This is a genomic window from Myceligenerans salitolerans (assembly GCF_017349295.1).
GTDB lineage: Bacteria > Actinomycetota > Actinomycetes > Actinomycetales > Cellulomonadaceae > Myceligenerans > Myceligenerans salitolerans.
The window spans coordinates 71,879-95,507 of record NZ_JAFMPK010000043.1 but is presented as its reverse complement, the minus strand read 5'-3'; the positions used below and the strand labels follow the sequence as shown (position 1 = coordinate 95,507).

Sequence of the window (23,629 nt, the reverse complement as noted above, 5' to 3'; positions counted from 1 at the left end):
AACTTCACCAAGCAGCACTGCACCAGCACCACGCAGGCAGCCCCCGAGCACATCAGCCACCGGAGGTAGCAACGTGACGCACACGGATCGCTCGACCGCGACGCAGAGCACCGGATGGGCACTCGCCCGCTCCCGGGGTTCGAGCCCCGCCAGGCTGCTGGAACTGCGGGTCGGCGGCTTCGGCCGGCGCGAGTTCCTCACCATGGCCGGCATCGGTTCGGCCGCCACCGCGATCTGCATCACCATCGCGGCCCTCGACCCGGCACTCTTCTTCGGGTCACCGTGGTGAGCGGCCACCGCTGAACCCGGCCCCGTGACCGTTACGCGGGAGCGACCGAGACCTCCGCGCGTCGGCGATCCGGCCGGCAGCGGGCCTCCCGGCCCCGGTGCTCCAGAAGACCGGCCCGGACAACGGCGTCCGGGCCTGTTTTACCACCAATGAGGAATTCCCGCGACCGGGGGGTGACATCGATCATGGCAGCTGAGAACGCCGCTCACTACGCTGAGGCGATGACCGAGCAGCTCGAGTACGACGTCGTCGACCACACCGACGCCTCACGCTACGAGGCGCGTCTGAACGGCGGGGTCGTCGCGGGATTCCTGGAGTACCGCACCGAGGGCGACACCATCGTCATGCCTTCCACCGTCGTCGATCCCCGGCACCGGGGACACGGCGTCGCCGCACGCCTCGCCCGGACGGCCCTGGACGATGCCCGGGTCGCCGGCAAGAAGGTGGATCCGCGCTGCTGGTACGTGGCCGAGTACATCGAGAAGCACCCCGAGTACGCAGACCTCGTCGGCTAGGGCCTGTCCAGCGAACAGGTAGGCCGCGGTGCGACTCGTGGGCGTTGGACGCGGTGAGCTGACGGATGTGGCACGGGCGCGGGTCGAGCCGCTGCTGCCGGTCGCTACGAGCGGGGGTTGCCGGGATCACCGGCAGGTGACCAACGGAATCCTGTGACGGCCGCACACCGGGGCGCCGGCCGCGTGCCAATGCGTCCGGTTGATCGTGGAGTCCCCCAGGTCACGACACCACTTCCGAGACAGACCTGGGCGCCGCGAGCGGTGACCTTCTCCGTCAGGAGCCCGTGTCATCGGCATCCTCTTCCAGCCCTTCGAGGACCGACTCGGAGATGCTCGCGAGGATCTCCAGATGTTTGGGCGGGACGACGTCGAGAAACATCGCCCGCACGCGGGCCACGTGGCCGGGCAGCGCCGCCTCGATCGCGGCCCGGCCTTCGTCGGTCAGGGCGATCCAGACTCCGCGCCTGTCCTCGTCGCATCTGATCCGGGCGAGGAGCCCTCGCGACGTCATACGGGAGATCTGGTGGGTCAGCCGCGTCTTCTCCCACCGAACGGCCGCTCGCACCTCGTGGACCCTCATGGCGGCCCGGCCCGACATCTGCAGCGTGCTGAGCACGGCGAAGTCGGAGAGCGTGATGGAGCAGTCGCGAATCAGCTCGCGGCTGAGGTGCCGGTGCAGGTCCTCCTGCATCGTCAGGAGCCCGTACCACGCACGACGCTCGCGATCGGTCAGGAGCTCAGCTTCGTTCACCCTGCCCAGTCTAGCGACCAAGGGGGACACGTCACCCCCTCGTGCACGTCGGGCGATTTCAGGGCAGTGCGTTGACTCATCACCCTTTCCTGGAGTTTACGTTTGCCACAGTCGCCAGAACCACTCCTGCGCCCGCGGGAATATTGGTGACACGTCACCCGTTAAGGCGGGTGACACGTCACCAATCGTAAGGAGTTCCGAACCATGGAACGCACGTGGATCGTGACCGGGGCCGCTTCGGGTCTCGGCCGGGAGATCGCCCAGGCCGCGTTGAGTGCGGGAGACACGGTCATCGCCGCCGACAGGGACACCGACGGCGCGGCGATCCTGAAGCAGGAGCACGGCGATGCCGTGGAAGTGGTCCAGGTCGACGTCACCGACGCCGGTCGGATCGAGGAGGTCGTCGCCGATGCCGCCGCGCGCCACGACGGGATCGATGTCCTGGTCAACGCCGCCGGCCGGGGACACATTGGCGCGGTGGAGCTGACCGACCCGGCGGAGCTGCGGCGGCTGATGGAACTGCACTTCTTCGGTCCCGCGGCCCTGACCCGGGCGGTGCTCCCGTACATGCGGGCTCGCCGTCGTGGTGCGATCATCCAGATCAGCAGCTTGGGCGGCCAGATCTCCACCCCGGGCATGTCCGCCTACTCGGCAGGCAAGTTCGCTCTGGAGGGGTTCTCGATCGCGCTCGCACGCGAGGTAGCCAATCTAGGCATCAAGGTACTCATCGCACAGCCCGGCGCGATGCGAACCAACTTCGCCGGCCCCGCGATCACCGAGTCCGAGCAGATCGCCGACTACGAGCCGACGGTCGGGGAGTTGCGCAAGCACGTCGAGGAGGTCACCGGCCGGCAGCCCGGCGACCCGAAGAAGATCGCGGCCGCCCTGCTGCAGGCCATCGACTCCGAGCGCCCGCCACTGCGCCTGGCGTTCGGCAACGACGCCCTCGACCGGCTCAACGAGGCCGCCGAGCAGACTGCGAAGGACCGTGCGGCATGGGAGGAGGTGTCCCGTGGCACCGACTTCGAGTGACAAGACTGCGCCGACGGGGCGGCTCGCCGGACGCACTGCCCTGGTCACCGGCGGTGGGAAGGGCATGGGTGCGGCCACCGTCCGCCTCCTGGCGGCCGAGGGCGCGCACGTCGTCGCTCTCGACATCGACGGCGCCGCCGCCCGGAGCGTCGCCCACGATCTCGGGCCCGGCGTCCTTGCCCGTGAGATCGACGTGACGAACCAGGCGCGGTGGGCAGAGGTCGCGCACGAGGCTGAGCAGCGGTTCGGCGGTATCGACGTGTTGGTGAACAACGCCGGTATCGCCGACCCCGCCCTCCTCGAGAACTTGGACGGCACCCGGCTGCAGCGCACGGTCGACATCAACCTTGTCGGTGTCTTCAACGGGATCCAGGCCGTGGTTCCGGCGATGAAGAAGAATGCCGCCGGCGGATCGATCGTGAACATCGGTTCGGTCGGCGCGTTCCAGGGCGTTCCACGCATGTCCGGCTACGTCGCCGCCAAGTGGGGCGTGCGCGGCCTGACCAAGGCCGCCGCGCTGGAACTGGGAGCCCACCACATCCGGGTCAACGCGGTGCATCCCGGGCAGACCCGCACGCCGATGACCCACGGCGTCGTCTTCGACACCAGCGCCGTGGCGCTCGGCCGTGTCGGCGAGCCCGAGGACATCGCCCAGGCGGTGCTGTTCTTCGCCTCCGACCAGTCGAGGTTCATCACCGGCAGCGACCTCGTCGTCGACGGCGGCCAACTCGCCGGACAGGCCGACTACTCCGGCCTGCCCGACTGACTCGCCCAGTCCGCGAGGCCGCTCGCGGATCGGCATCTCACCAACCAACCAGCGCACATGGCTCGATACAGCAAGGAAACAGAACGCATGCCCATCAACCTCGCCATTGTCTACTACTCCTCGACCGGCTTCTCCGGGCGCATCGCCCAAGAGATCAGCGATACCGCCGAGAAGGTCGGTGCCGCCGTCCGTCTGCGCAAGGTCGCCGAGCTCGCCCCCGAGGCTGCCATCGCGTCGAACCCCGCATGGGCCGCGCACGCCGCCGAGACCGGGCACATCCTCACCGCCACACCCGCCGATCTGGACTGGGCCGACGCCGTCATCTTCGGCACCCCGACCCGGTTCGGCAACGTCGCCTCGCAGCTCAAGCAGTTCCTCGACACTCTCGGCGGCATGTGGGCCCAGGGCAAGCTCGCCGACAAGGTCTACAGCGGCTTTGTGACGACCTCGACCAACCACGGCGGTCAGGAGTCGACCCTCCTGGCCCTGTATCACTCCATCCACCACTTCGGCGGCATCCTCGTCGCCCCCGGCTACACGGATCCGGTCAAGTTCGTCGATGGGAATCCCTACGGCACCTCCCACATCGACGCCCAGGGAGCCAACCCGATCGGCGACGGAACCCTCGACGCCGCCCGGCACCAGGCCGAGCGCGTCGTCAAGATCACCTCCGCGCTCAAGGCAGGCAGCACACGATGACCGCCAACCGATTCACCGGCCAGACCGTCATCGTCACCGGCGGTGCTCGCGGCATGGGGGCCAGCCACGTCCGCGGCCTCATCGCCGAAGGAGCGTCCGTCGTCATCGCCGACGTCTCCGACAACGACGGCCAGGCCCTGGCGGGCGAACTCGGCGACCGAGCCGTCTTCCAGCACCTCGACGTCAGCGACCAGACCCAATGGGCTCACACGGTCGCTGCCGCCGAGGAGATATTCGACCCAGTGTACTTTTCGTCGCCTCCTCCGAGGCGAGCTTCTCCACCGGATCCGAGTTCGTCGCAGACGGAGGAGACCTTCTCGGCCCCGTGATGTGACCACCTGTCCTCTGAGTGAGGCCTGGAGACCGCGCCCACAGTGCGCGGGCTCCAGGCCTTCCGGTGCACCCGCACGGGCCGACCCACCGGTGAAACTCATCGTCCGGGTCGGTACGCCGTCCTTCGACACACGCGGTCGAGCGCGGTCGAGGTCCGGAACCTGTCGCCTTCGAGGGCGTTCGCGGCGGCACCCGCTACGGGGTCACGGCGCCGGAGCGTGCGGCGCCGACCCCGCACGCCGAGCCACCCGGAGCGCACACTCCGATCCGGCAAATTTGTTGTCCTGAAAGACAGGTTATGCTGTCCTTGTAGACAGCATCTGACCCTATGTGCGTGAGGACGGCAATGAAGACTTGGTTTGTCACAGGCGGAACACCTGGAGGCTTCGGTCTCACGTTCGCCGAAGGTGCGCTCCGGCGTGGGGATCGCGTGGTGGTCAGTTCGCGACGACCCGAGGAACTGTCCGATTGGGCCGCCTCCCACGAGGACCAGGTCCTGGTCCTCAAGCTCGACGTGACGGACGAGAGGCAGGTGCGCGACGGGGTCGCCGAGGCCGAGGCACACTTCGGCGGGATCGACGTGCTGGTGAACAACGCGGGTCGAGGCTGGTACGGATCGGTCGAGGGCATGCCGATCGAGGACGCACGCCGGGTGATCGACCTGAACTTCTACGCGGTGCTCACTGTGACCCGAGCGGTCCTTCCTGGCATGAGGGCCAGGGGCAGCGGGTGGATCGTGAACATGTCCTCGGTGGCCGGGCTGACCGGCATCCCCGGCTTCGGCTTCTATACGGCAGCCAAGTTCGCGCTCGAGGGCATGACCGAGGTACTGCGCCACGAGGTGGCCGAGTTCGGCATCAAGGTGCTCGCCGTCGAGCCGGGAGCCTTCCGCACACGCGCGTACTCCAGCTTCGAGGACGAGCCCGTCCGGGAGACCGTCGACGCATATCTCTCACAACTCGACGTGGTCCGTCAGCAGATGATCGACCAGGACGGCAAGCAACCTGGTGACCCTGCTCGCGGTGTCGAGGCGATCCTCCGGGCGATGGATCAGGACCAGCCGCCACGGCGTCTGGTGCTCGGCAGCCTTGGCTTCGACACGGCCACCGCCGCCCTGGAAGAGACCTTGTCGGACCTTCGCGCCAGCGAGCAGCTTTCCCGAGGCGCCGACTTCCCCTCGTAGGCCTTCCAGCCGCCCACGAGCGGGCACCGCCCTGCGCCTCCCGAGGCGCTCCCTCACCCGCGCGGCTGTCAGCGGCCGTGAACCCACCCCCGTGACCGGCGCGGACCTGGCACTATCGTCCTATGCACCCGCGCGCCGGAACAGTTGCGACCGCTGACGACCTGATCGACGTCGACCGCGTGGTCGGCGCCTACTACGACCTGACGCCCGATCCCGGGGACCCGGCGCAGCGCGTCGTGTTCGGCACGTCCGGGCACAGGGGCTCGAGCCTCGACGCCGCGTTCAACGAAGCGCACATCATCGCGACCACCGCGGCGATCATCGAGTACCGCCGCTCGCAGGGCACCGACGGACCGCTGTTCATCGGGCGCGACACGCACGCGCTGTCCCTGCCCGCCTGGCAGACCGCGCTCGAGGTGCTCGCGGCGGCGGGTGTCACCGTCATGGTCGACGCCCGCGACTCGTACACGCCCACCCCCGCCGTCTCGCAGTCGATCCTCCTGCACAACGAGGCCCTCTCCGAGACCGGGGCGCGGACGACAGGCCCGGGCCTCGCCGACGGCATCGTGGTGACGCCTAGCCACAACCCTCCACGTGACGGTGGGTTCAAGTACAACCCGCCGCACGGCGGTCCCGCCGGGTCCGACGCGACCGGCTGGATCGCCGGACGAGCGAACGAGATCCTCTCCTCGGGAACGGCCTCGATCCCCCGGGTCTCGCTCGAGGCCGCGCTCGACGCGGACACGACGCACCGGCACGACTTCCTGACCACCTATGTCGACGACCTGGCCACCGTCCTCGACCTGGAGGCGATCCGATCCGCCGGCGTGCGCATCGGCGCGGATCCGCTGGGCGGCGCCTCCGTGGAGTACTGGGGCGAGATCGGCGAGCGCTACGGGCTCGACCTCACGGTCGTGAACCCGCAGGTGGACCCCCGCTGGACATTCATGACGCTCGACCACGACGGCAAGATCCGGATGGACTGCTCCTCACCCTCCGCGATGGCGTCGCTGGTGCGCCGGATGAACCCCACCGACGGCACGGCCGCACCGTACGACATCGCCACCGGCAACGACGCGGACTCGGACCGGCACGGCATCGTCACCCCGGACGGCGGGCTGATGGATCCCAACCACTACCTGGCCGTGGCGATCCGGTACCTCTTCTCGGGGGCTCGGCCGGAATGGCCGTCGGCCGCGGCGATCGGGAAGACGCTCGTCTCGTCCTCACTGATCGACCGGGTGTCCGACGACCTCGGGCGAGAGGTCGTCGAGGTGCCGGTCGGGTTCAAGTGGTTCGTGCCGGGCCTGCTGTCGGGGAACGTCGCGTTCGGCGGCGAGGAGTCGGCCGGTGCGTCGTTCCTGCGCCGTGACGGGCGGGTGTGGAGCACCGACAAGGACGGCCTCCTGCTGGCGCTGCTGGCGTCCGAGATCCTGGCGACCACCGGGACGACGCCCTCGCAGCACCACGCCGACCTCGTCCGGCAGCACGGTGAGTCCTGGTACGCGCGGGTCGACGCTCCGGCGACCCGCGCGGAGAAGGAGGCGCTCGGCCGACTCTCGCCGTCGGACGTCACCGCGTCCGAGGTCGCGGGCGGGCCGGTGACGTCAGCCCTGACCGAGGCGCCGGGGAACGGCGCGAAGATCGGCGGGCTCAAGGTCACGACGAAGGACGCGTGGTTCGCGGCACGGCCCTCGGGCACGGAGGACGTGTACAAGATCTACGCGGAGTCGTTCCTCTCGGCCGACCACCTGACCGAGGTTCAGGCTGCCGCGAGAGAGGTCGTGAGCGCGGCGCTGGCCGTGGGATGACCTTGACCTTGACCGGACCGGAGACGCTGCCGGCGTCGTCCCGCTCCTACGACGCGGGCGGAACGTCGAGAAGCAGGTCGTCGTACTCGGGCGAGTGCTTCTTCACGTAGCGGCGGATGAACGGGCACAGCGGGACGATCCGGTCGTCGCCGCCGCGTACGAGGCCGAGCGCCTCCTGGGCGAGCCGGGAGGCGATGCCCTTGCCCTCGTACTCGGGCAGCACCTCCGTGTGCGTGAAGACGACCGTCCTCCCGTCCCGCTCGTAGACGGCCTGTCCCGTGAGCGTGCCGTCAGGCAGTCGCGCTTCGAAACGGCTCTCCGCGGGGTTGTCCGTGACGGTGACCGTGAGGTTGTCGCTCATGGCACCCCATCGTCACGGGCCCGTTCCGTGCGTGCCACCCGACGTCGGTCACATTTCCCGCTACTTTGCGTGCGCGGGCCGATATCGCCTTGATACGTTGCAGGCGCTTTCACTTGATCTTCACGTCGGGGCCGTCTGTCGCGGTCCACAAGGAGACCCATGCTCGTCTTCATCGTCCTCGGCATCCTCGGACTCCTCCTCGGGCTGCTCTCGGTCACCCTCGGTGACCTCTTCGAGCTGGGCGACGGCGCCTTGTCCGGCACGTCGCTCGGTGCGGGGCTGCTGCTGTTCGGCGCCACCGGTGCCGTGGTGACCTCGTCCGGTCTGCCGGTCGTCGCCACGTACCCGATCGCGGCGGTCGTCGGACTCGCCGTCGTCCTGCTGGTGAACCTGCTGTTGAAGCGGCTGCGACAGTCCGACGACTCGGCCCCCAGATCGGTCGTCGGGCTGCAGGGCGCCGTGACGTCCGAGGTGTCGGCCGCGCACGGCGAGGTCTCCCTCGATCATGAGCTGGAGACCCGCATGGCCTTCGCGGACCGGCCGATCCCGCAGGGTTCGCGCATCACGGTCGTCGAGCAGCACGGAAGTCGCGTGAAGGTGGAACCCGCCGAGTGACCGGCACCCGACCGCCGGGCGTTCGCTCGCCGTGAGCGTCCCCGGCGGTGACGTCGAAGCAACCACCCACCAGGACACCCCCCAAGGAGCACACATGTCCCCGGACAACCCTGGCCTCGTCAGCGTGATCGCTGTCGTCGCCGTGATCGTCGCCGTCGTCATCCTGATGGCGTTCGTCTCCAGCAGGATCCGGCGGGTGCCGCCGAACGAGGCCCTCATCGTCGTCGGGCGCGGCGCCGGGAAGCGCGAGGCCGATCTGGCCAACCAGCGGGTCGTCGTCGGCGGCCGCACCTTCGTCTGGCCGGTGCTGCAGCAGGGCTTCTCCATCTCGCTGGAGCAGCGTCAGATCGGCATCGTCGTCGAAGGGGTCGACGCCAACCGCATCAAGGTCGCGATCAAGGCGTCCGTGAACTTCAAGGTGCGTGGTGACGAAGAGGGCGTACGCCGCGCCGCGCAGCGCTTCCTGTCCCAGCAGGACATGCTGACCGAGATCATCAAGGAGGCGCTGGAGGGCTCCCTGCGCTCGATCGTCGGAGACATGACGCTCGAGGAGATCATCTCGGACCGCAAGGGCCTGTCCGACCGCGTGGTCCAGTCCACCAAGATGGACCTCGCCGAGCAGGGCCTGCAGATCGACATCCTCAACATCTCGGACATCTCTACGCCCGGCTCCGACTACCTGGAGAACCTGGGCCGCGCCGAGTCCGCACGGGCCCGACAGCTCGCCGAGGTCTCCGAGGCCGAGGCGAAGCGCGTCTCGGAGTTCGCGGTCATCGAGGCCGCCGAGCAGATCGCACAGCGGCAGAAGGAACTCGACCTGAAGAAGGCCGCGATCAAGGCCGAGACCGACAAGGCCCAGGCCGAGGCGGAGGCCGCGGGCCAGCTCGCCCGCGCGGAGCAGGACCGGAACGTCGCCATCGAGGAACGTGAGGCGATGGCGGAGAAGGCTCGGGTGGAGCAGGAGCGACTCGACATCGAGATCCGCAAGCCCGCCGAGGCACGCGCCTACGCGCAGGTCCAGGAGGCCAACGCACGGCGCGACGCCGAGAACGCCTCGACCCAGGCGGACGCGTTCAAGCGCACGACGATCGCGGAGGCGAACAAGACGGCCGCCATCCAGGACGCCGAGGCCGCGGCCGAGTCCGTGCGCCGTGCCGGTGAGGCGGAGCGGGACAAGCAGGTCGCGCTCGCCGCGGGTATCCGCGCCGAGGGCGAGGCACGTGCGGCCGCCGTCGAGGCCGAGGGCCGGGCAGAGGCCGCCGCCACGGACGCGAAGGCCGAGGCGCTGCGCAAGTACGGCGAGGCCGCACTGGCACAGGAACTCATCGAGCGTCTGCCCGAGATCGTGCGCGCCGCCGCCGAGCCGATCGGCAACATCGCGGGCATGACCGTGGTCTCCACCGACGGGGCCTCCGCGCTCACCAAGAACGTGGCGAGCGTCCTGGGCGAGGGCCAAGGCGTCATCAAGCAGTTGACGGGTGTGGATCTCAACGATCTCATCAGCGGCGTGGCGGGTACGACCATCGGCCGGGGGCCGTCGTCGGACGGGTCGTCCACCTCGGACCCGTCGTCCGGCACGAAGTAGCCGACGACACAGCCCACCGCACCCTGGGGCCGGTCCGGCGAGCGGACCGGCCCCAGGGCTTCCTGCAGCGGACCGGCCCCGGCACGCCGTCCGTTCGACGGCGAGCCGGTATCCGTCCGCACGGTACGGGCGTCCGTCCGAGGCACCCCCCAGCGGCACCTCCGACGTCGGCCCCTGACATCCGATGGATCGCGACTCCGGACCCGCGGGCACACCCCCCAGCGATACCCCGCGTACGGACCGCGAACCAGATGTCAGCCGTCGGTCGACGACGCGCCCGCGGGAGCGCCGTCGACGATCAGGACCCGCGGCGACCGCCTCCCGGAACGGCGAGGCGAGGCCGGACGAGCCCCGAGTCCTTGGGTCTCAGGCCGGAGAGACGGGCACCTCGAAGCACGCGAGCGAATGCGGCTTCGGACGCTCCTGGGTACGCCCCCGGAACACGGCCAGGCCGATGACGAGCAACGAGGCGAGAAGGACCGTCGCCTCCCCGCCGCTCGCCCGCAGCAGCGAGACGCTGCCTTCCACCGCGGACGCCAGCGTGTCGCCCGACCGGTGCTCCGCGTCGCTCCCCTGCGCGGCCCCGATCTCGCCCCTCGGCTGCGGGACCGCCGAGTGGGACGCCGGCTCCGCCACGGGAAGGACCGTGCTTCCGCGGTTCTCCTGAGCGGTGCCCGGAGCAGGCCGCACGGTATCCGCCTTCGGTGGCGCCGCGTCGGCGACGGCATCGAACGGGCCGTCGGCCACGGAGGCGGCCGGCGGAGCCCCGAGCAACAGGCCACCGGCCGCGATGCCGAGCGACAGGGCGACGCGCACGATCCAGCCAGGCGTTCTCGCTGCCCGGGGGATGCGGTGGTGCGCCGAAGCCATGTACACAAACCATTCGTCGCCGATATGCAGGTCCGTGCACAACTGTGAACCTTTTTCGCCCTGCGCGCAACGGGGCACCGGCGCGTCGGGGCGGCTACCCCACCACCGTACCGAAGACCAGTCCGAGAAGGTAGGTCACGGCAGCGGCGCCGAAGCCGATGAGCAGTTGCCGCAGCGCGCGGGTCAACGGCGAGGCTCCGGAGAGCAGGCCCACGATCGCGCCCGTGGCGAGGAGGGCGAGGCCGACCAGCACCGAGGCGACGGTCACCGCCGTCATTCCCCCGATACCGAACAGGTAGGGCGTGACGGGAATCAGCGCACCGGACGCGAAGAAGCAGAACGACGACGACGCCGCGCCCCACGCGGTCCCATGGGTCTCGTGCTCGTCGGTCACTCCGTCCGCGACGGCGGCTCCTGCCCCGGGGCCACCTTCCTCGGCATCGCCACCGGCGGCGGCGTCGCCCCCCGTCAGGACACCACGAGGCTCGTCGGCCGGCACCGAGAAGGGGGCGAGGATCTCGTCCGCACGCTCCTGCGCCTCGTCGGGGGACATGCCCCGGGCACGGTAGACCAGGGCGAGCTCGTTCGCGTCGAGATCCAGGTGGGGCAGTGCCGCGGCGGTGTCGGGTGACGGCGACGATGCCTCCAGGAGTTCCCGCTGTGACCGCACGGACACGAACTCGCCTGCCGCCATCGACAAGGATCCCGCCAGCAGTCCCGCCAGACCGCTCAGCAGGACCGTCTGCTGGGAGACCCCCGACGCGCCGACACCGAGCACCAGCGCGAGGTTGGACACCAGTCCGTCGTTCGCGCCGAACACGGCGGCCCGGAAGGTGCCCGACAGCCGGTTCCGCCCGCGGGTCGCCAGGCTCCGGACCACCTCTTCGTGGATCTGCTCGTCGGCGGCCATGGCCGCGGTCGCGTCCAGGTCCCGCGAGTACACCGAGCGGGCCTCGGCACGCTGCGCGAGAGCCAGCACGAACACCCCGCCGAACCGCCGGGCCAGCAGGCCGAGCGCCCGAGAGCGCCATTCGGTGCGCAGCGGCTCGCCCACGTCGTCGCCGAGCAGGTCGAGCCAGTGCGCCTCATGCCGCTTCTCCGCCTCGGCCAGTGCGAGGAGGATCTCGCGTTCCTCGCCCGTACGCCGCCGCGCGAGGTCCCGATAGGAAGCGGCTTCGGCGCGTTCCGCCGCCAGATAGCGGCGCCAGCGACGGATGTCGGCGCGCGTGCGACGGCGAGAAGGATGCTGGTTCGCGGCACGCTCGGCAGGAGTGGGTCCGGGCATGCTGCCATGATCGCAACGGCGAGCCCGTCATGGGTTCCGGGAGGGCACGCGCGGAGATTTCCTGCACCCGGAACTCATCCTGTCAAGCATGTCGCCCTACCCACCATCCCGCTCGGCAAGGCACAATGGTCGCCGTGATCATCCTCAGCACCCACGGGGACGCCCTCGGTGACCCGGGTGCGATCGGCTGGGCGTGGATCGACCACACGGACGGGAACTTCGATTCGGGTGGTGCCGCCAGCGGCACGGATCAGTCCGCCGGGCTGACCGCCGTCCTCCGCGCCATCGAGGCCCACCCCGGGGACGAGCCGCTTCTCGTGGAGTCCGGATCGCAGCAGGCCATCCGTGTCGCCTCGGAGTGGCTGCCGGTCTGGAAGGCCAACGGCTGGCGCACCGCGGCCGACGAAGCCGTCCCGGACGCCGACATCGTGCGTGCGCTCGACGACGCCGTCACGACGCGCACGGGACCGGTCCGCTTCCGGCACGTCCGGGGACACATCGACAGCCCGTTCCACGAACGCGCCCGGCACCTCGCGGAGCTTTCGGCCGCGGACTGGTCCGCCGGACGAGGCGACCTGGACGGTTTCCTGATCGGGAACATGCCGCCCGCCGCGCAGGCCGCCGAACTGGCGCGTGCGTCTGCCGACGGTGTGAACGCCGGTACGCCGCCCGTCACGGCCGGGCCGGCGCCCGACGGCCCGGCCCGCGTGGCGGCCCGTGACCACCGCGCCGCCGGGCCCGGCGCACCGGACGCGCGGCAGGGGGAGGACTCGCCGGCTCCCTGGGAGTCGGCGACCCTGTTCTGACACGGCGGGCTCGACACGGCGGGCTCGTTCCCACACCGCAGGCTTGTGGCGCGGCCGGCGCGCCAGGTCCTAGACGGTCGTGAGGTCCAGGCCGTCCCGCGGCACGTCCACCGCTGCGGCGTCCATCGCCGCGATCGTGTCGGCCTCCGCACGGAACTCCAGGCGGTCGGCGACGGCTCGCGCGTGCCGCGCCAGGTCCCGCGCGATGGCGACGCTCTCGCCCAGATAGCTCGACGGGTCGATGAGCCGGCGAATCCGCTCCGGGTCGAGGTGCTCACGGACCGTGGCGTCCCGCAGCAGGAGGTCGAGGAACGACGCGTCGCCGACGGCGGCCGCCTGCGCGAGCTCGAACACGATCTCGTGCGCGCTCTGCCGGCCGATGCGCTCGCCCAGCTCCAGCATGAGCGACTCCGAACCCATCAGGCCCTCGGACAGCGCGAGGTTGGCACGCATCCGCTGTTCGTCGACCTCGAGGCCCGACATGATGACCGACAGCCGGACCAGCAGGTCACCGGACAGCACCGCAGCCTGACCGATGACGTCCTCGAGCAGCGCCGTCATGCCACCGTTCGCCTCGTGGTCGTGCAGCATGGACTCCAGGGCCGGCCCCGTCAGGGCGCGCACCTGCGCGCTCATCGACTGCACGTCGAGCGCGAGCTGGGGGTTCCGCTTGTGCGGCATCGTCGAACTGCCGACCGTCCCGGCGGGAATCGGCTCGAACGCCTCACCGAACTCGGGCTGCATCAGGGTGTAGACGTCCTTGCCGATCTTGCCGGCGGTACCGGCCAGCAGGCCGAGGACGACGACGAACTCCACCATCCCGTCGTTCACGGCTCGCGAGGGGACCGGCATCGTGCCCAGGCCCAGCCGCTCGGCGACACCGCGTTCCACCGCACGGCCCTGCGGTCCGAACGAGGCGAACGTACCCACGGCGCCACCCATGAGAACCCGGAACAGCCGGTCCTCGAGGCGCTCCAGCCGGTCGACGGTGGCGGTGAGCTCGTCGATCCAGACCGCGGCCTTGAAACCGAACGTGACCGGAACGGCGTGCTGGGAATGGGTGCGTCCGGGCATGGGCACCGCGGCGGACGAGTCGGCGAGCTCGGACAGGGCTCGCAGGGTCGTGGCGAGGTGCCTCTTGAGCGCCCGGTGCACGTCGCGCAGTACGAGGATGTCCGCGGTCTGTGTGATGTTCTGCGTGGTGGCGCCCCAGTGGATCCACTCGCCGTGCTCGGGCCCGACGACGCGCGCGAGTTCGTCCACCAGTGGCATGAGCGGGTGGCTCGCCGTCGCGGTGGCCTCGGCGATCCGGGACATGTCGAGCTTCTCGATCCGGGCCGCGGCCTCGATGGCTCCGGCGGCGTCCTCGGGGATCAGCCCGACGTCCGCCTCTGCCTGAGCGAGTGCCGCCTCGACGTCGAGCCGGCGCTGGAATCGGTTCTCGGCGCTGAAGAGGTGCTTGATGCCGGGCTCCGGCACGCGGCCGTCGGTATAGCGTCGAATCGATTCGTCGGACATCTTCGCAGCCCCCAGGGGGTTGTCGACAGTGAAGCGGGCCACCACAGCCTAGCCGAATGTTTCCTGGATGTTAACCGGCCGGAACCCCGTCACCAGGTGGGACGCCGCGCCTGGCGGAGCGCCGCGCACGGCGCTCCGCCAGGCCGACCGGCTCAGTCCACGCAGGTCACGGGGACTGCGTCAGGTGCGGTGCCGTTGGCGGTGAAGCCGAAGGAGGTCGACTGGCCGGCGTTCAGCGTGCCGTTCCAGCCGACGTCGCTCGCGGTGACGGTGGAGCCGTTGACGGAGTAGTCCGCGTTCCACAGGCTGCCGATCGTCGTGCCCGTGGGCAGTGTGAACTGGGTGGTCCAGCCGCTGGTGCCGCCCGAGCCGCCGGTGACGGTGATCTGGCCCTGGAAGCCGCTGCCCCAGTCGTTCACCACCTCGAGCGTGGCCACGCAGGCACCGGTGCCCGGGTCATCGGTCGGGTCGTCGGTGGGGTCATCGGTCGGATCGTCGGTCGGGTCATCCGTCGGGTCGTCCGTGGGCTCCGGACCTCCGCCGCCGAACACGCCGGCCTTGACCGACGTCTGGGCGAGCCCGTCGGGACCGGTGACGACCCGGTTCCCCCAGTCGGTGCGCTGGGCGGGGTCGAACTGCCGCACCATGTCCAGGTACTCGACGCCGCCACCGTTGCCGCTCCAGGACCAGGCGAACCACCCGACGCCCTGGGACCGGGTGTAGGACATGATCGTGTCCTCGTCCGGATCGCCGTCGGAGTGGTCGTGACCGAACTCCCCGACGATCAGCGGCAGACCCATGGCGTCGAACGCGTCGATGTAGTCGCGGACCGCCTGCGCGGACGAGTAGACGCCGTACATGTGGACAGAGAACACGGTGTTCCCGTCCGGGTCGGCGGCCGCGACCTCGGGCGCGCGCTCCCGCATGATGCCCTGCCAGTCCTGGCCCCACGAGGGGGCGTCGACCACGATCGTGTGGTCGAACCCGGCGGCGCGCAGGCGCTGGATCGCGGACGAGGTGTCGGCGGCCCAGCCCTCGTTCGTGGCAGCGTCGTTCCCGTACGGCTCGTTGCCGATGTTGACGAGTACGTAGTCCTCCGTGCCCTCCAGCACGGGGAGCAGCGAGATCCAGTAGTCCACCGCCTGGTCGAGCGTCGCCGCCGCCGCCTCCTCGCCGTAGCCGGTGGTGTCGTGGTCCTCGAGCACGCAGACGAGCTCGTTCTGCCAGCACAGGTCCACGACGTTCGCCACGTCGGCGGGCCCGTTCCGGTTCCACCGCGTGCCGTCGCTGAGCACGACCCGGACGGCGTTCGCGCCGGCGTCGTCGATGTCGGCGAACGAACCGGTCTCGTTCAGGTACCAGGTGTGCGCGTGGCTGACGCCCCGCAGCAGCAGTTCCGAACCGTCGGCCTCGACGATGCGGTCGCCTTCGACGTGGATGCCGACCTCCAGCGTGTCGGCCGGCTCCGCGGCACCGGGCAACGCCACCGCCAGAGGCGCTGCGAGCAGAGCCGCGCCGCCCGCCGCGGCGAGCAAGGCCTTTCGTCTGGGTCGCATGAACTCCCTCGTTCCCGGGCACACGGCGCGGGCTGATGCTGCCCGACGACGAACCCGCGCACCCCGCGGACCCACTGTCGCGGCCCGATCATCGAGAGCCCAGCGCATTAAGCGATTAATGCGAACCGCCTCAGGAGCCGCACGACACGGCGCGTGACGACGGCCCCGGTCGCGTCAGCCGGCCGGGGCCAGGGACGCGACCGCCGTCCGGCACCGGCCCCGCATCTCCTCACCGAGCCGGCACTCCCCGGCGGCCTCGGCCGCGAGCAGGCGCCGGGCGAGCCCGGCGAGACCCGTGCGGTCGGGATCGCCCAGCTCGCCGTCCTGTGGCACGGCACCCCGCGCCGCGGAGTACGTGGCCGCGAACCAGTCCGCGATCCGCACCCCGTGCTCGGGCACGTGGACGACGTCGACCGTGTCCCCGGCCCCGATATCCCCCGCCTCGGCCACACGCAGGTACGCGCCGGTCCGGTTCGCCGCCGTGAAACGGCGCACCCAGCGCTCCTCCCCCATGCGGCGCTGGAACGTCGAACAGGGCGTACGCGGCTGGGTGACCTCGAGCACCGCGGAGCCCACGCGCCACCGTTCGCCCACCACCGCCGTGCTCACGTCGACACCGGCGGTCCGCAGGTTCTCACCGAACAGGCCGGGTGAGATCTCCCGGCCCAGTTCGTGCGCCCAGTGCTCCGCGTCCTCCTGGGCGTACGCGTACACGGCCTGGTCAGGTCCGCCATGATGGACACGGTCGGCCTGCACGTCCGCGTACAACCCGAGCATGCGAGCCTTCACCCGCCCGACCACGGGGCGCTTGTCGATGGCGGTGGTGCCCACGGAACCGGGGTCGGGCAGCAACTGGTGGACGCGGCAGACGGCAAGGATGGAACCCATGGCGGACATCCTGGCAGTCCAGGGGCAGACCGCCGCAATCGGCCCGAGGCCACCGGAACGGTGTGAGGCCCGGCGCGCCGGAGTCAGTTGTCGCGCGGATCCGACTTCCGCACGAGGTCCTGGAGAGTGCGCTGCACGTGCTCGACGTCGGGCACGTCGTCGAGCACCATGCCGTCCCGGTCCGAACCGTCCGAGATCACCAGCGTTCCACAGCCGAACAGCCGGTCGTTGAGCTGCTTCTCGAACGTCACGTCGTTGATCCGGTACAACGGGATGTCGCGCCCGGTGTGCGTCAGGATTCCCGTCCGCAGCGACACACGCTGGTTGGTGATGACGTAGGTGGTGGTGAGCCACTTGAGGTACGGCGGCACCGTCGCCGCGACCGCGAGCAGGGCGGCGACGGCGGCCACGAACAACGAGGCCCATGACGGCAGGCCGAACATCGGTGCCGCGATCCAGGCCGCGACGGCCAGGGCCACGAGCACCACGATCCAGGCGACCGGCTTCAGGAGCACCTTGCGGTGCGTCCGCAGCCGCAGGACGACGGACTCACCCTCGGCGAGATGCTCTTCTCGAAGACCCATGAGCGGCATAGTGCCATGAATCAGAATCCGGGCGGAATGCGCCCGGCCGAAGGATGCCCGACCGACTCGACGGCTGCATCGGCATATGCCAATATAGAAGCATGTCGATACAGGATCGGGCGGGCGTCGGCGGTGCCGCGGCGCGCCACGCCATCGGCCCCGACGCCGCGAACGCCGTCGCGCACACCCTCAAGGCGCTGGCGGACCCGCTCCGGTTGCGCATGCTGTCCGCGATCGCCACCGATCCCGACGGCGAGACGTCGGCCGGCGAACTCGCCACGTTGACGGACGTCGCCCAGCCGACCGTGTCGCACCACCTCAAGGTCCTGCGCGACGTCGGGCTGCTCGCCTCGGAGCGCCGGGGCACCTTCGTGCTCTACCGGATCGAGCCCGGCTACCGGGGGGCGATCACCACCCTGCTGGACACGTTCGCGCCGTCCGCCGTCGGCATCAGGAGGCCTCCCCACCTCACCGGCCTCACCGACGTCGACCACGAACTGAGCAGCCTTGCCGAGTCCCTCGCCGCCCGCGTCCCCGGGGCGACCTCCGAGGAGTCGCTGCACGTGGTCCGCGAGTCGTACGCGGCACTGGCCCGCCGGGGCGGCATCCCGACCCATCTGGTGGCACTGACCGAGCACTTCGCGCGCCAGCGCCTCGACGACCTGGTCAAGGCGCGCGAACGGGGCGACGGCACCACAGCGGTCCGGCACCCCGGCGCCGCTCACCCGCCCCAGGTCCTGTTCGTCTGCGTCGCGAACGCGGGGCGTTCGCAGCTCGCCGCCGCCCTCATGGCGCACCACGCGGGCGACCGCGTGGTCGTGCGGTCCGCAGGATCGGCGCCCGCGCCCGACGTGCACGACACCGTCCGCGAACTGCTCGCCGAGATCGACGCGTCCGGTGCTGACGACCTCGTCTTCCCCAAGCCGCTGACCGACGACGCCGTCCGGGCCGCCGACGTCGTCATCACCATGGGCTGCGGCGACGCCTGCCCCGTGCTGCCTGGGAAGCGGTACGAGGACTGGGTCGTGGGCGATCCCGCCCTCGCCTCCCCGGCGGGCGTGGTGGCGATCCGGGACGAGCTCGACCGTCGGGTACGGGCTCTGCTGGCGGAGATCGTGCCAGGAGCGCCCGTGCGGATCCCCGATCCCTCTCCCGCCCGCCCCTGAGACGTTCCCTTCCCCGTACCACCTGCCAGAACGCACCCACCACGGGCGCGCACGGCTCCGCCCGGCCGCCTGAGACCTACGAGATCACCTGGAGCACCCATGAGCACCACCCCCTCCGCCCTGTTCGTCTGCGTTCACAACGCGGGCCGTTCCCAGATGGCCGCGGGATTCCTGCGCGAGCTGTCCGGTGGCGCCGTCGAGGTCCGCTCGGCGGGGTCGGAGCCCGCCGAGCAGATCAACCCCGTGGCCGTGGACGCCATGCTCGAGAAGGGCATCGACATCCGCGCCGAGCGGCCCAAGATCCTGACGACGGACGCCGTGCAGGCCTCCGACGTGGTGATCACCATGGGCTGCGGCGACGCCTGCCCGATCTTCCCGGGCAAGCGGTACGAGGACTGGGCGCTCGAGGACCCGGCCGGCCAGGGCATCGACGCCGTGCGGCCCATCCGCGACGAGATCGAGAAGCGCGTCCGGACGCTGATCGCGGAGCTGGGCGTGGAGGCCGTGGCGTGACACCGCCGGATATCCTCGCGGCCGACCACTCGGGCGGGTCGGCCGACGGCCCGGTCGAGCGGGTGGCGGCATCTCCCCCGCCGCGCACCGGCCCGGCCCCGCTCGCGCTCTGGCGGCGTGCCGTCGCCGAGGCGCTCGGTACCGGCCTGCTCGTCGCGATCGTCGTGGGCTCCGGTATCACGGCGGCTGCGCTGTCCGACGACCCCGGCTTGCGGCTCCTCGAGAACAGCCTGGCGACGACTCTCGGGCTCGCCGTCCTGATCGCGGTGCTCGGCCCGGTGAGCGGCGCGCACCTCAATCCCGTGGTGACCCTGGTCGACTGGTTCACGGCGCGTGACACGGGCGCGCCCGGGGACGGCGGAACGGCCGCTCCGGCCCGGCTCGTCCGCGTCGCGGCCTATCTCGTGGCGCAGGTCGCAGGAGGGATCGCCGGTGCCGTCCTGGCGAACGCCATGTTCGGCGTGCCAGGCGGGCTCGCGGTGACCGGCCGGGCCACGGCCCCGCAGCTGCTGGCCGAGGTCGTGGCCACCACCGGGCTCGTCCTCGTGATCCTCGGGCTGGTCCGTTCCGGGCGGGAGGCATGGGTACCCGCCGCCGTCGGCTCCTACATCGGGGCGGCGTACTGGTTCACGTCGTCGACGTCGTTCGCGAACCCCGCCGTGACCGTCGGCCGGATGTTCAGCGACACCTTCGCCGGCATCGCGCCGGGGTCGGTGCTGCCCTTCATCGCCGCCCAGCTCGTGGGCGGCGCGCTCGCCGTCGGACTGGCGGCGGTGTTGTTCCCGGTCCGTCGCGAGGGGTGACCCCGGGCGGCCGGAGGCCGTCGAGCGGTCGGCCGGGCGTTCGCGCGGACCTCGCGCGTCGTCCGGCCGACCGCTCGCCACAGGCCGCCCCGTCAGTCGGCGGACCGGCCGTGGACGACTCCCGTGGCGAAGCCGAGCTCATCCCGTTCCGGCGGCGCGCCGATCGTGATCGGCTGCGGTGACACCGGGACGGCACAGCAGGAGTCGACCTCCGTCCGGGCGGCCTCCAGCGCCTCCGGCGTGACCGTGCCGTCGTCTCCTGCCCGCAGGGCGAGGTCGGAGGAGCACACACCCGTCTGCGGGAGCTCGAGCCGGACGTCGTCGGCGGCGGCACGGTCGCCGGCGAGCGCCGCCGCGATGGACCGGACCTGCTCGTAGCCCGTCGCGAGGAGGAACGTCGGGGCGCGGCCGTAGGACTTCGTGCCGACGAGGTAGAACCCGTCGTCGGGATGGGCGAGCTCGCTCTCGCCGTGCGGTGGGACGGTACCGCAGGAGTGGTGGTTGGGGTCGATGAGCGGCGCGATCCGGCGCGGTGCCTCGACCACGGGGTCGAGCTCGAGTCGCACCTCGCGCAGCATGTCGAGGTCCGGACGGAAGCCGGTGGCGGCCGCGATGGTGTCGACCACCAGCTCCAGCGGACCGTCGACGCCGTCGCGCCGGCCGGATCCCACGACCCGGACGGCCTCCCCGGCGGGCAGGGGCGAGAGGGCGTCGACGGCCGCGCGCGTGACGAGGGTGACGCGACCGCTCTCGACCGCGTCGCGCAGGCGTGTTCCGAGCAGGCCACGTGCCGGGAGCTGGTCGTCGGAGCCGCCGCCGTAGAGCCGGCGGGGCGAGCCGGCCCGGATCAGCCAGGTGATCCGGGTTCCCGGCTCCTGCTCGGCGAGTTCCACCAGGCCGAGCAGCGTGTTCGCCGCCGAGTGCCCCATGCCGACCACGAGGGTGTGACGTCCGGCGAAGCGCTGCCTGTCCCGCCCGAGGACGTCGGGAAGCGCGCCGGCAAGGAACTCGCCGGCCTCCCTCTCACCGGCCGCGGGCAGGCCGGAGGCGCCGAGGGGGTTCGGGTTGCCGTACGTCCCGGAGGCGTCGATCACGGCATTCGCGAGCAGGTCACCGGCGTCCGTCCGGACGAGCCAGGGCCGGCGCTCACGGCCCGGCGTCCGGGTGCGGTCGGCGCCCTGGCGCGTCACGGCGCGGACCCGGGTGCCGAACCGGACGCGGTCGCCGAGGGCCCGGGCGAGGGGTGCGAGGTAGTGCTCGACCAGATCGGCACCGGTGGGAAGGGCGTCGGGGTCCGGCTCCTTCCAGCCACCGGGTCCGGTGCCGGAGGACGTGAGCAGACGGCGTGCCGCGCGATCGATGTCGTACCGCCACGGTGAGAAGAGACGGACATGGCCCCAGTCCGCGACGGCGGCACCGGGACCGCGTCCGGCTTCCAGGACGAGCGGCTCCAGTCCGCGCTCCAGGAGGTGCGCGGCGGCGGCCAGTCCCGTCGGTCCGGCCCCGATGACGACGACGGGAAGTTCCTGGCGGGGCGTCTCGGTCATGTCCACTCCCTTTGATCGAAGGTGGTCGATGGATGCACGGCCAACATATCCATAAACTTCGATGCGTGACAAGATGGTGCCATGAGCACCGCGGAACTCACTCTCACGGAGCGGCCCGGAAAAGACGCGGCATGCTGCGCCCCTCTCGTCCGCGAGGGAATCCGGCCTGCTGCCGCCGCCGACCTCGCCCGCACCTTCAAGGCGCTCGGGGACCCGGCGCGTGTCCAGCTGCTCTCGCTCGTCGCGGCCCACGAGGGTGCCGAGGCGTGCGTCTGCGACCTCACCGAACCGGTGGGACTGGCCCAGCCGACGGTGAGCCACCACCTGAAGATCCTGGTCGACGCCGGCCTGCTCACCCGGGAGAAGCGAGGCAGGTGGGCGTACTACGCGGTGGTCCCGGGTGCCCTCGATCGCCTGGGCGCGCTCCTGACGGAGTCGACGGTGCCCTGAGGCCGGCGGCACGGCCGACGGTCACGCACGGCCCCTGCCTCGGGCGGTGTGGACGCGTGCCGTGGCCCCGGTACGCGCACACGGCGAGTGTCAGACAGCCGGGGCATGCTGGTGCCGACGGAGGGAGTCATCATGACCGAGACACGACGGCCCGGGATCGCCCGCATGGGTTCGGTGGTCCTCGACGTACCGGACCTGTCCGCATCGGCGCGCTTCTGGACGGCGATGACCAGCGGGAAGGTCGTGCGGGAGGACGACGACTGGGTATCGACCCGGACATCAGACGGCTGGGCGCTGGACTTCCAGTTCGCGCCCGACCTCGTCCCGCCGAACTGGCCGGGACAGGACCGTCCGCAGCAGGTTCACCTGGACCTCCGCACGCCGGACGTGGCCGCCGCGACGCAGGCCGCCGTGGCGCGTGGAGCGACGGTGCTGCGGGAGAGCGCGGAGTGGACGACGCTCGCGGACCCCGCGGGTCACCCGTTCGACCTCTGCGTCGCCGAGGACAACCCCGGCACCACGGTCATGGGCCTGACTTTCGACGTCCCGGACTCGCACGCCGCCGCGCGGTTCTGGTCCGCCCTGATCGGCGAGCCGGTGGTCTACGACCAGGACGGGATGGCGATGACCGGCGGCGACCGACCGCTCCTGTTCCAGCAGGTCGAGAACTACACGCCGCCCGCCTGGCCGGATCCGGCACGGCCGCAGCAGGGCCATCTGGACGTGTTCGTCGACGATCTCGACGCCGCGGAGGAAGCCACGCTCGCGCTCGGCGCGACCCGGCTGCCGGACAACGGCGAGACGTTCCGTGTGTTCGCCGACCCTGCCGGTCACCCGTTCTGCCTGTGCCTGAACGAGGAATGAGCCGAGGACCGAGCTGCGGGCCGGGGGGCCTCCGGGCCGCGGCACGAGCCTCGCGGGCGGGTGCGCGCTACCCGGCGGTGGCCCGGACGTAGCTGAGGCGGCCCATGGGCCCCTCCTCGTGGGCGAGTTCGCGGGCGTTCTCGAGGCCCGCGTCGGCCAGGAGGCCCGGGATGCCGGCGCCGAGGGGTCCGGCAGCGACCTGACCGGTCTCGCTCCGCGGGCGGAGCGGGGCGGTCAGGTGCTTCCACAGATGGCCCGGCCCGCCGCCGTGGTGGGCGTCGCCATGGTCCCCGGCCCCGGGCTCTCCACCGCCGACCACGTCCAAGATGGTGACTCGTCCACCCGGCCGTAGCACCCGCACCACCTCACGGGCGAACGCCGGGCGCTCGGTGTCCGGCACGTGGTGCAGTGCCATGGACGAGATCACGTGGTCCACGGTGCCGTCGTCAGCCGGCAGCCGGTCAGCGAAGCCCCGCACCAGGGTCGCCCCGCGACCGGCCCGCCGGAGCTTGCGAGCGGCGAGTTCCAGCGCCCGCGAGTCCGGGTCCAGTCCCGTGACGCGAGCGCCCGGGACGGCGTCGAGAACGGCGAGCAGGAGGCCACCGGTGCCACAGCCGACGTCGAGCACGGACTCACCGTTCCGGATGCCCGCCAGTTCGACCGTGCGGGCATACCGGCGGCGCATGCGGAACAGACGGGCGGTGACGTCGAAGAGCGGTGTCAGCCAGTGCTTCCCCAGGCCGGGCAGGAAGGCGCGGCCGGCGGTCTCCGGGTCGGTGCCGTCGACGATGCGGACGTCGGGTGGCGTGCTCATGATGCTGTCCTCCGTGGCCGGGGCG

26 protein-coding genes are annotated in these 23,629 nt (G+C 71.2%); 16 read left to right on the top strand and 10 right to left on the bottom strand.

All coding sequences use genetic code 11. The features are described from left to right. Positions 1-73: 73 nt before the first annotated feature. Positions 74-289 carry a hypothetical protein gene (locus tag J0911_RS10870; protein ID WP_207275484.1) on the top strand — a complete coding sequence of 72 codons (216 nt, stop codon included), beginning with the start codon at positions 74-76 and terminating at the stop codon, positions 287-289. A 221-nt stretch (positions 290-510) separates the two neighbouring features. Continuing rightward, positions 511-804 carry a GNAT family N-acetyltransferase gene (locus J0911_RS10865; protein ID WP_207275483.1) on the top strand — a complete coding sequence of 98 codons (294 nt, stop codon included), beginning with the start codon at positions 511-513 and terminating at the stop codon, positions 802-804. Between the two features lie 274 nt (positions 805-1,078). Here J0911_RS10865 and J0911_RS20320 read toward each other — a convergent pair whose 3' ends face one another. Further along, positions 1,079-1,555 (bottom strand): MarR family winged helix-turn-helix transcriptional regulator, encoded by a 477-nt coding sequence (locus tag J0911_RS20320; RefSeq protein ID WP_207275482.1) that lies wholly within the window; start codon positions 1,553-1,555, stop codon positions 1,079-1,081. A 204-nt stretch (positions 1,556-1,759) separates the two neighbouring features. Between J0911_RS20320 and J0911_RS10855 the strand changes: the two genes are divergently transcribed. The 6 genes from J0911_RS10855 (at position 1,760) to pgm (ending at position 7,379) form a co-directional block, all read left to right on the top strand. Next, positions 1,760-2,587, top strand: coding sequence for an oxidoreductase (locus J0911_RS10855; RefSeq protein ID WP_207275481.1), 828 nt, complete (start codon positions 1,760-1,762; stop codon positions 2,585-2,587). Further along, on the top strand, positions 2,568-3,353 hold the full coding sequence (locus tag J0911_RS10850) for an SDR family NAD(P)-dependent oxidoreductase (RefSeq protein WP_207275480.1): 786 nt from the start codon (positions 2,568-2,570) through the stop codon (positions 3,351-3,353). The genes J0911_RS10855 and J0911_RS10850 overlap by 20 nt, the downstream gene beginning before the upstream one ends. 87 nt (positions 3,354-3,440) lie before the next feature. Beyond that, positions 3,441-4,052 carry an NAD(P)H:quinone oxidoreductase gene (gene wrbA / locus J0911_RS10845; protein ID WP_207275479.1) on the top strand — a complete coding sequence of 204 codons (612 nt, stop codon included), beginning with the start codon at positions 3,441-3,443 and terminating at the stop codon, positions 4,050-4,052. Then, a complete protein-coding gene (locus J0911_RS10840) occupies positions 4,049-4,381 on the top strand; it encodes an SDR family NAD(P)-dependent oxidoreductase (protein WP_207275478.1) in 333 nt (110 codons plus the stop codon). The genes wrbA and J0911_RS10840 overlap by 4 nt, the downstream gene beginning before the upstream one ends. Positions 4,382-4,713: 332 nt before the next feature. Then, positions 4,714-5,568, top strand: a complete 855-nt coding sequence (locus J0911_RS10835; protein WP_307865024.1) for an SDR family NAD(P)-dependent oxidoreductase — start codon at positions 4,714-4,716, stop codon at positions 5,566-5,568. Between the two features lie 122 nt (positions 5,569-5,690). Continuing rightward, on the top strand, positions 5,691-7,379 hold the full coding sequence (pgm, locus tag J0911_RS10830) for a phosphoglucomutase (alpha-D-glucose-1,6-bisphosphate-dependent) (RefSeq protein WP_207275476.1): 1,689 nt from the start codon (positions 5,691-5,693) through the stop codon (positions 7,377-7,379). 46 nt (positions 7,380-7,425) lie between these two features. Here the strand turns inward: pgm and J0911_RS10825 are convergent, their stop codons facing one another. Continuing rightward, the gene (locus J0911_RS10825; protein ID WP_207275475.1) at positions 7,426-7,740 is read right to left on the bottom strand and encodes a GNAT family N-acetyltransferase; all 315 of its coding nucleotides are present in this window, start codon (positions 7,738-7,740) and stop codon (positions 7,426-7,428) included. Positions 7,741-7,899: 159 nt separating this feature from the next. Between J0911_RS10825 and J0911_RS10820 the strand changes: the two genes are divergently transcribed. Continuing rightward, on the top strand, positions 7,900-8,355 hold the full coding sequence (locus J0911_RS10820) for an NfeD family protein (protein WP_207275474.1): 456 nt from the start codon (positions 7,900-7,902) through the stop codon (positions 8,353-8,355). Positions 8,356-8,449: 94 nt separating this feature from the next. Continuing rightward, a complete protein-coding gene (locus J0911_RS10815; RefSeq protein WP_207275473.1) occupies positions 8,450-9,940 on the top strand; it encodes a flotillin family protein in 1,491 nt (496 codons plus the stop codon). Between the two features lie 366 nt (positions 9,941-10,306). On the opposite strand, the gene J0911_RS10810 is transcribed toward J0911_RS10815, so the two are convergent. Continuing rightward, complete coding sequence (locus J0911_RS10810) at positions 10,307-10,810, bottom strand: hypothetical protein (protein ID WP_207275472.1); 504 nt, start codon at positions 10,808-10,810, stop codon at positions 10,307-10,309. A gap of 94 nt (positions 10,811-10,904) precedes the next feature. Continuing rightward, on the bottom strand, positions 10,905-12,095 hold the full coding sequence (locus J0911_RS10805; protein ID WP_207275471.1) for a VIT1/CCC1 transporter family protein: 1,191 nt from the start codon (positions 12,093-12,095) through the stop codon (positions 10,905-10,907). Positions 12,096-12,220: 125 nt separating this feature from the next. Here J0911_RS10805 and J0911_RS10800 point away from each other — a divergent pair, with 125 nt between their 5' ends. Beyond that, positions 12,221-12,901 carry an RNase H family protein gene (locus J0911_RS10800; protein ID WP_242636581.1) on the top strand — a complete coding sequence of 227 codons (681 nt, stop codon included), beginning with the start codon at positions 12,221-12,223 and terminating at the stop codon, positions 12,899-12,901. 69 nt (positions 12,902-12,970) lie between these two features. Here J0911_RS10800 and J0911_RS10795 read toward each other — a convergent pair whose 3' ends face one another. The 4 genes from J0911_RS10795 to J0911_RS10780 all read right to left on the bottom strand — a co-directional run bounded on the left by J0911_RS10795 (position 12,971) and on the right by J0911_RS10780 (position 17,447). After that, a complete protein-coding gene (locus J0911_RS10795; protein WP_207275469.1) occupies positions 12,971-14,419 on the bottom strand; it encodes a class-II fumarase/aspartase family protein in 1,449 nt (482 codons plus the stop codon). Between the two features lie 152 nt (positions 14,420-14,571). Beyond that, positions 14,572-15,975 carry a cellulase family glycosylhydrolase gene (locus J0911_RS10790; protein ID WP_207275468.1) on the bottom strand — a complete coding sequence of 468 codons (1,404 nt, stop codon included), beginning with the start codon at positions 15,973-15,975 and terminating at the stop codon, positions 14,572-14,574. A 174-nt stretch (positions 15,976-16,149) separates the two neighbouring features. Next, positions 16,150-16,863 (bottom strand): MOSC domain-containing protein, encoded by a 714-nt coding sequence (locus J0911_RS10785; protein WP_207275467.1) that lies wholly within the window; start codon positions 16,861-16,863, stop codon positions 16,150-16,152. A gap of 83 nt (positions 16,864-16,946) precedes the next feature. Further along, a complete protein-coding gene (locus tag J0911_RS10780; RefSeq protein ID WP_207275466.1) occupies positions 16,947-17,447 on the bottom strand; it encodes a PH domain-containing protein in 501 nt (166 codons plus the stop codon). A gap of 101 nt (positions 17,448-17,548) precedes the next feature. On the opposite strand from J0911_RS10780, the gene J0911_RS10775 reads away from it, so the two are divergent. The 3 genes from J0911_RS10775 (at position 17,549) to J0911_RS10765 (ending at position 19,929) form a co-directional block, all read left to right on the top strand. Continuing rightward, a complete protein-coding gene (locus J0911_RS10775; RefSeq protein ID WP_207275465.1) occupies positions 17,549-18,613 on the top strand; it encodes a metalloregulator ArsR/SmtB family transcription factor in 1,065 nt (354 codons plus the stop codon). A 99-nt stretch (positions 18,614-18,712) separates the two neighbouring features. Then, a complete protein-coding gene (locus tag J0911_RS10770; protein ID WP_207275464.1) occupies positions 18,713-19,126 on the top strand; it encodes an arsenate reductase ArsC in 414 nt (137 codons plus the stop codon). A gap of 62 nt (positions 19,127-19,188) precedes the next feature. Then, on the top strand, positions 19,189-19,929 hold the full coding sequence (locus tag J0911_RS10765) for an aquaporin (RefSeq protein ID WP_207275522.1): 741 nt from the start codon (positions 19,189-19,191) through the stop codon (positions 19,927-19,929). A 92-nt stretch (positions 19,930-20,021) separates the two neighbouring features. Here the strand turns inward: J0911_RS10765 and J0911_RS10760 are convergent, their stop codons facing one another. Beyond that, positions 20,022-21,476 (bottom strand): FAD-dependent oxidoreductase, encoded by a 1,455-nt coding sequence (locus J0911_RS10760; protein ID WP_207275463.1) that lies wholly within the window; start codon positions 21,474-21,476, stop codon positions 20,022-20,024. Between the two features lie 81 nt (positions 21,477-21,557). Between J0911_RS10760 and J0911_RS10755 the strand changes: the two genes are divergently transcribed. Together J0911_RS10755 and J0911_RS10750 are read left to right on the top strand one after the other, a co-directional pair. Further along, on the top strand, positions 21,558-21,926 hold the full coding sequence (locus tag J0911_RS10755) for an ArsR/SmtB family transcription factor (protein WP_207275462.1): 369 nt from the start codon (positions 21,558-21,560) through the stop codon (positions 21,924-21,926). Between the two features lie 132 nt (positions 21,927-22,058). Then, on the top strand, positions 22,059-22,790 hold the full coding sequence (locus tag J0911_RS10750) for a VOC family protein (RefSeq protein ID WP_207275461.1): 732 nt from the start codon (positions 22,059-22,061) through the stop codon (positions 22,788-22,790). Between the two features lie 67 nt (positions 22,791-22,857). On the opposite strand, the gene J0911_RS10745 is transcribed toward J0911_RS10750, so the two are convergent. Further along, entirely contained in the window at positions 22,858-23,604 is a 747-nt protein-coding gene (locus J0911_RS10745; protein WP_207275460.1) for a class I SAM-dependent methyltransferase, read from the bottom strand. Positions 23,605-23,629 lie beyond the last annotated feature (25 nt).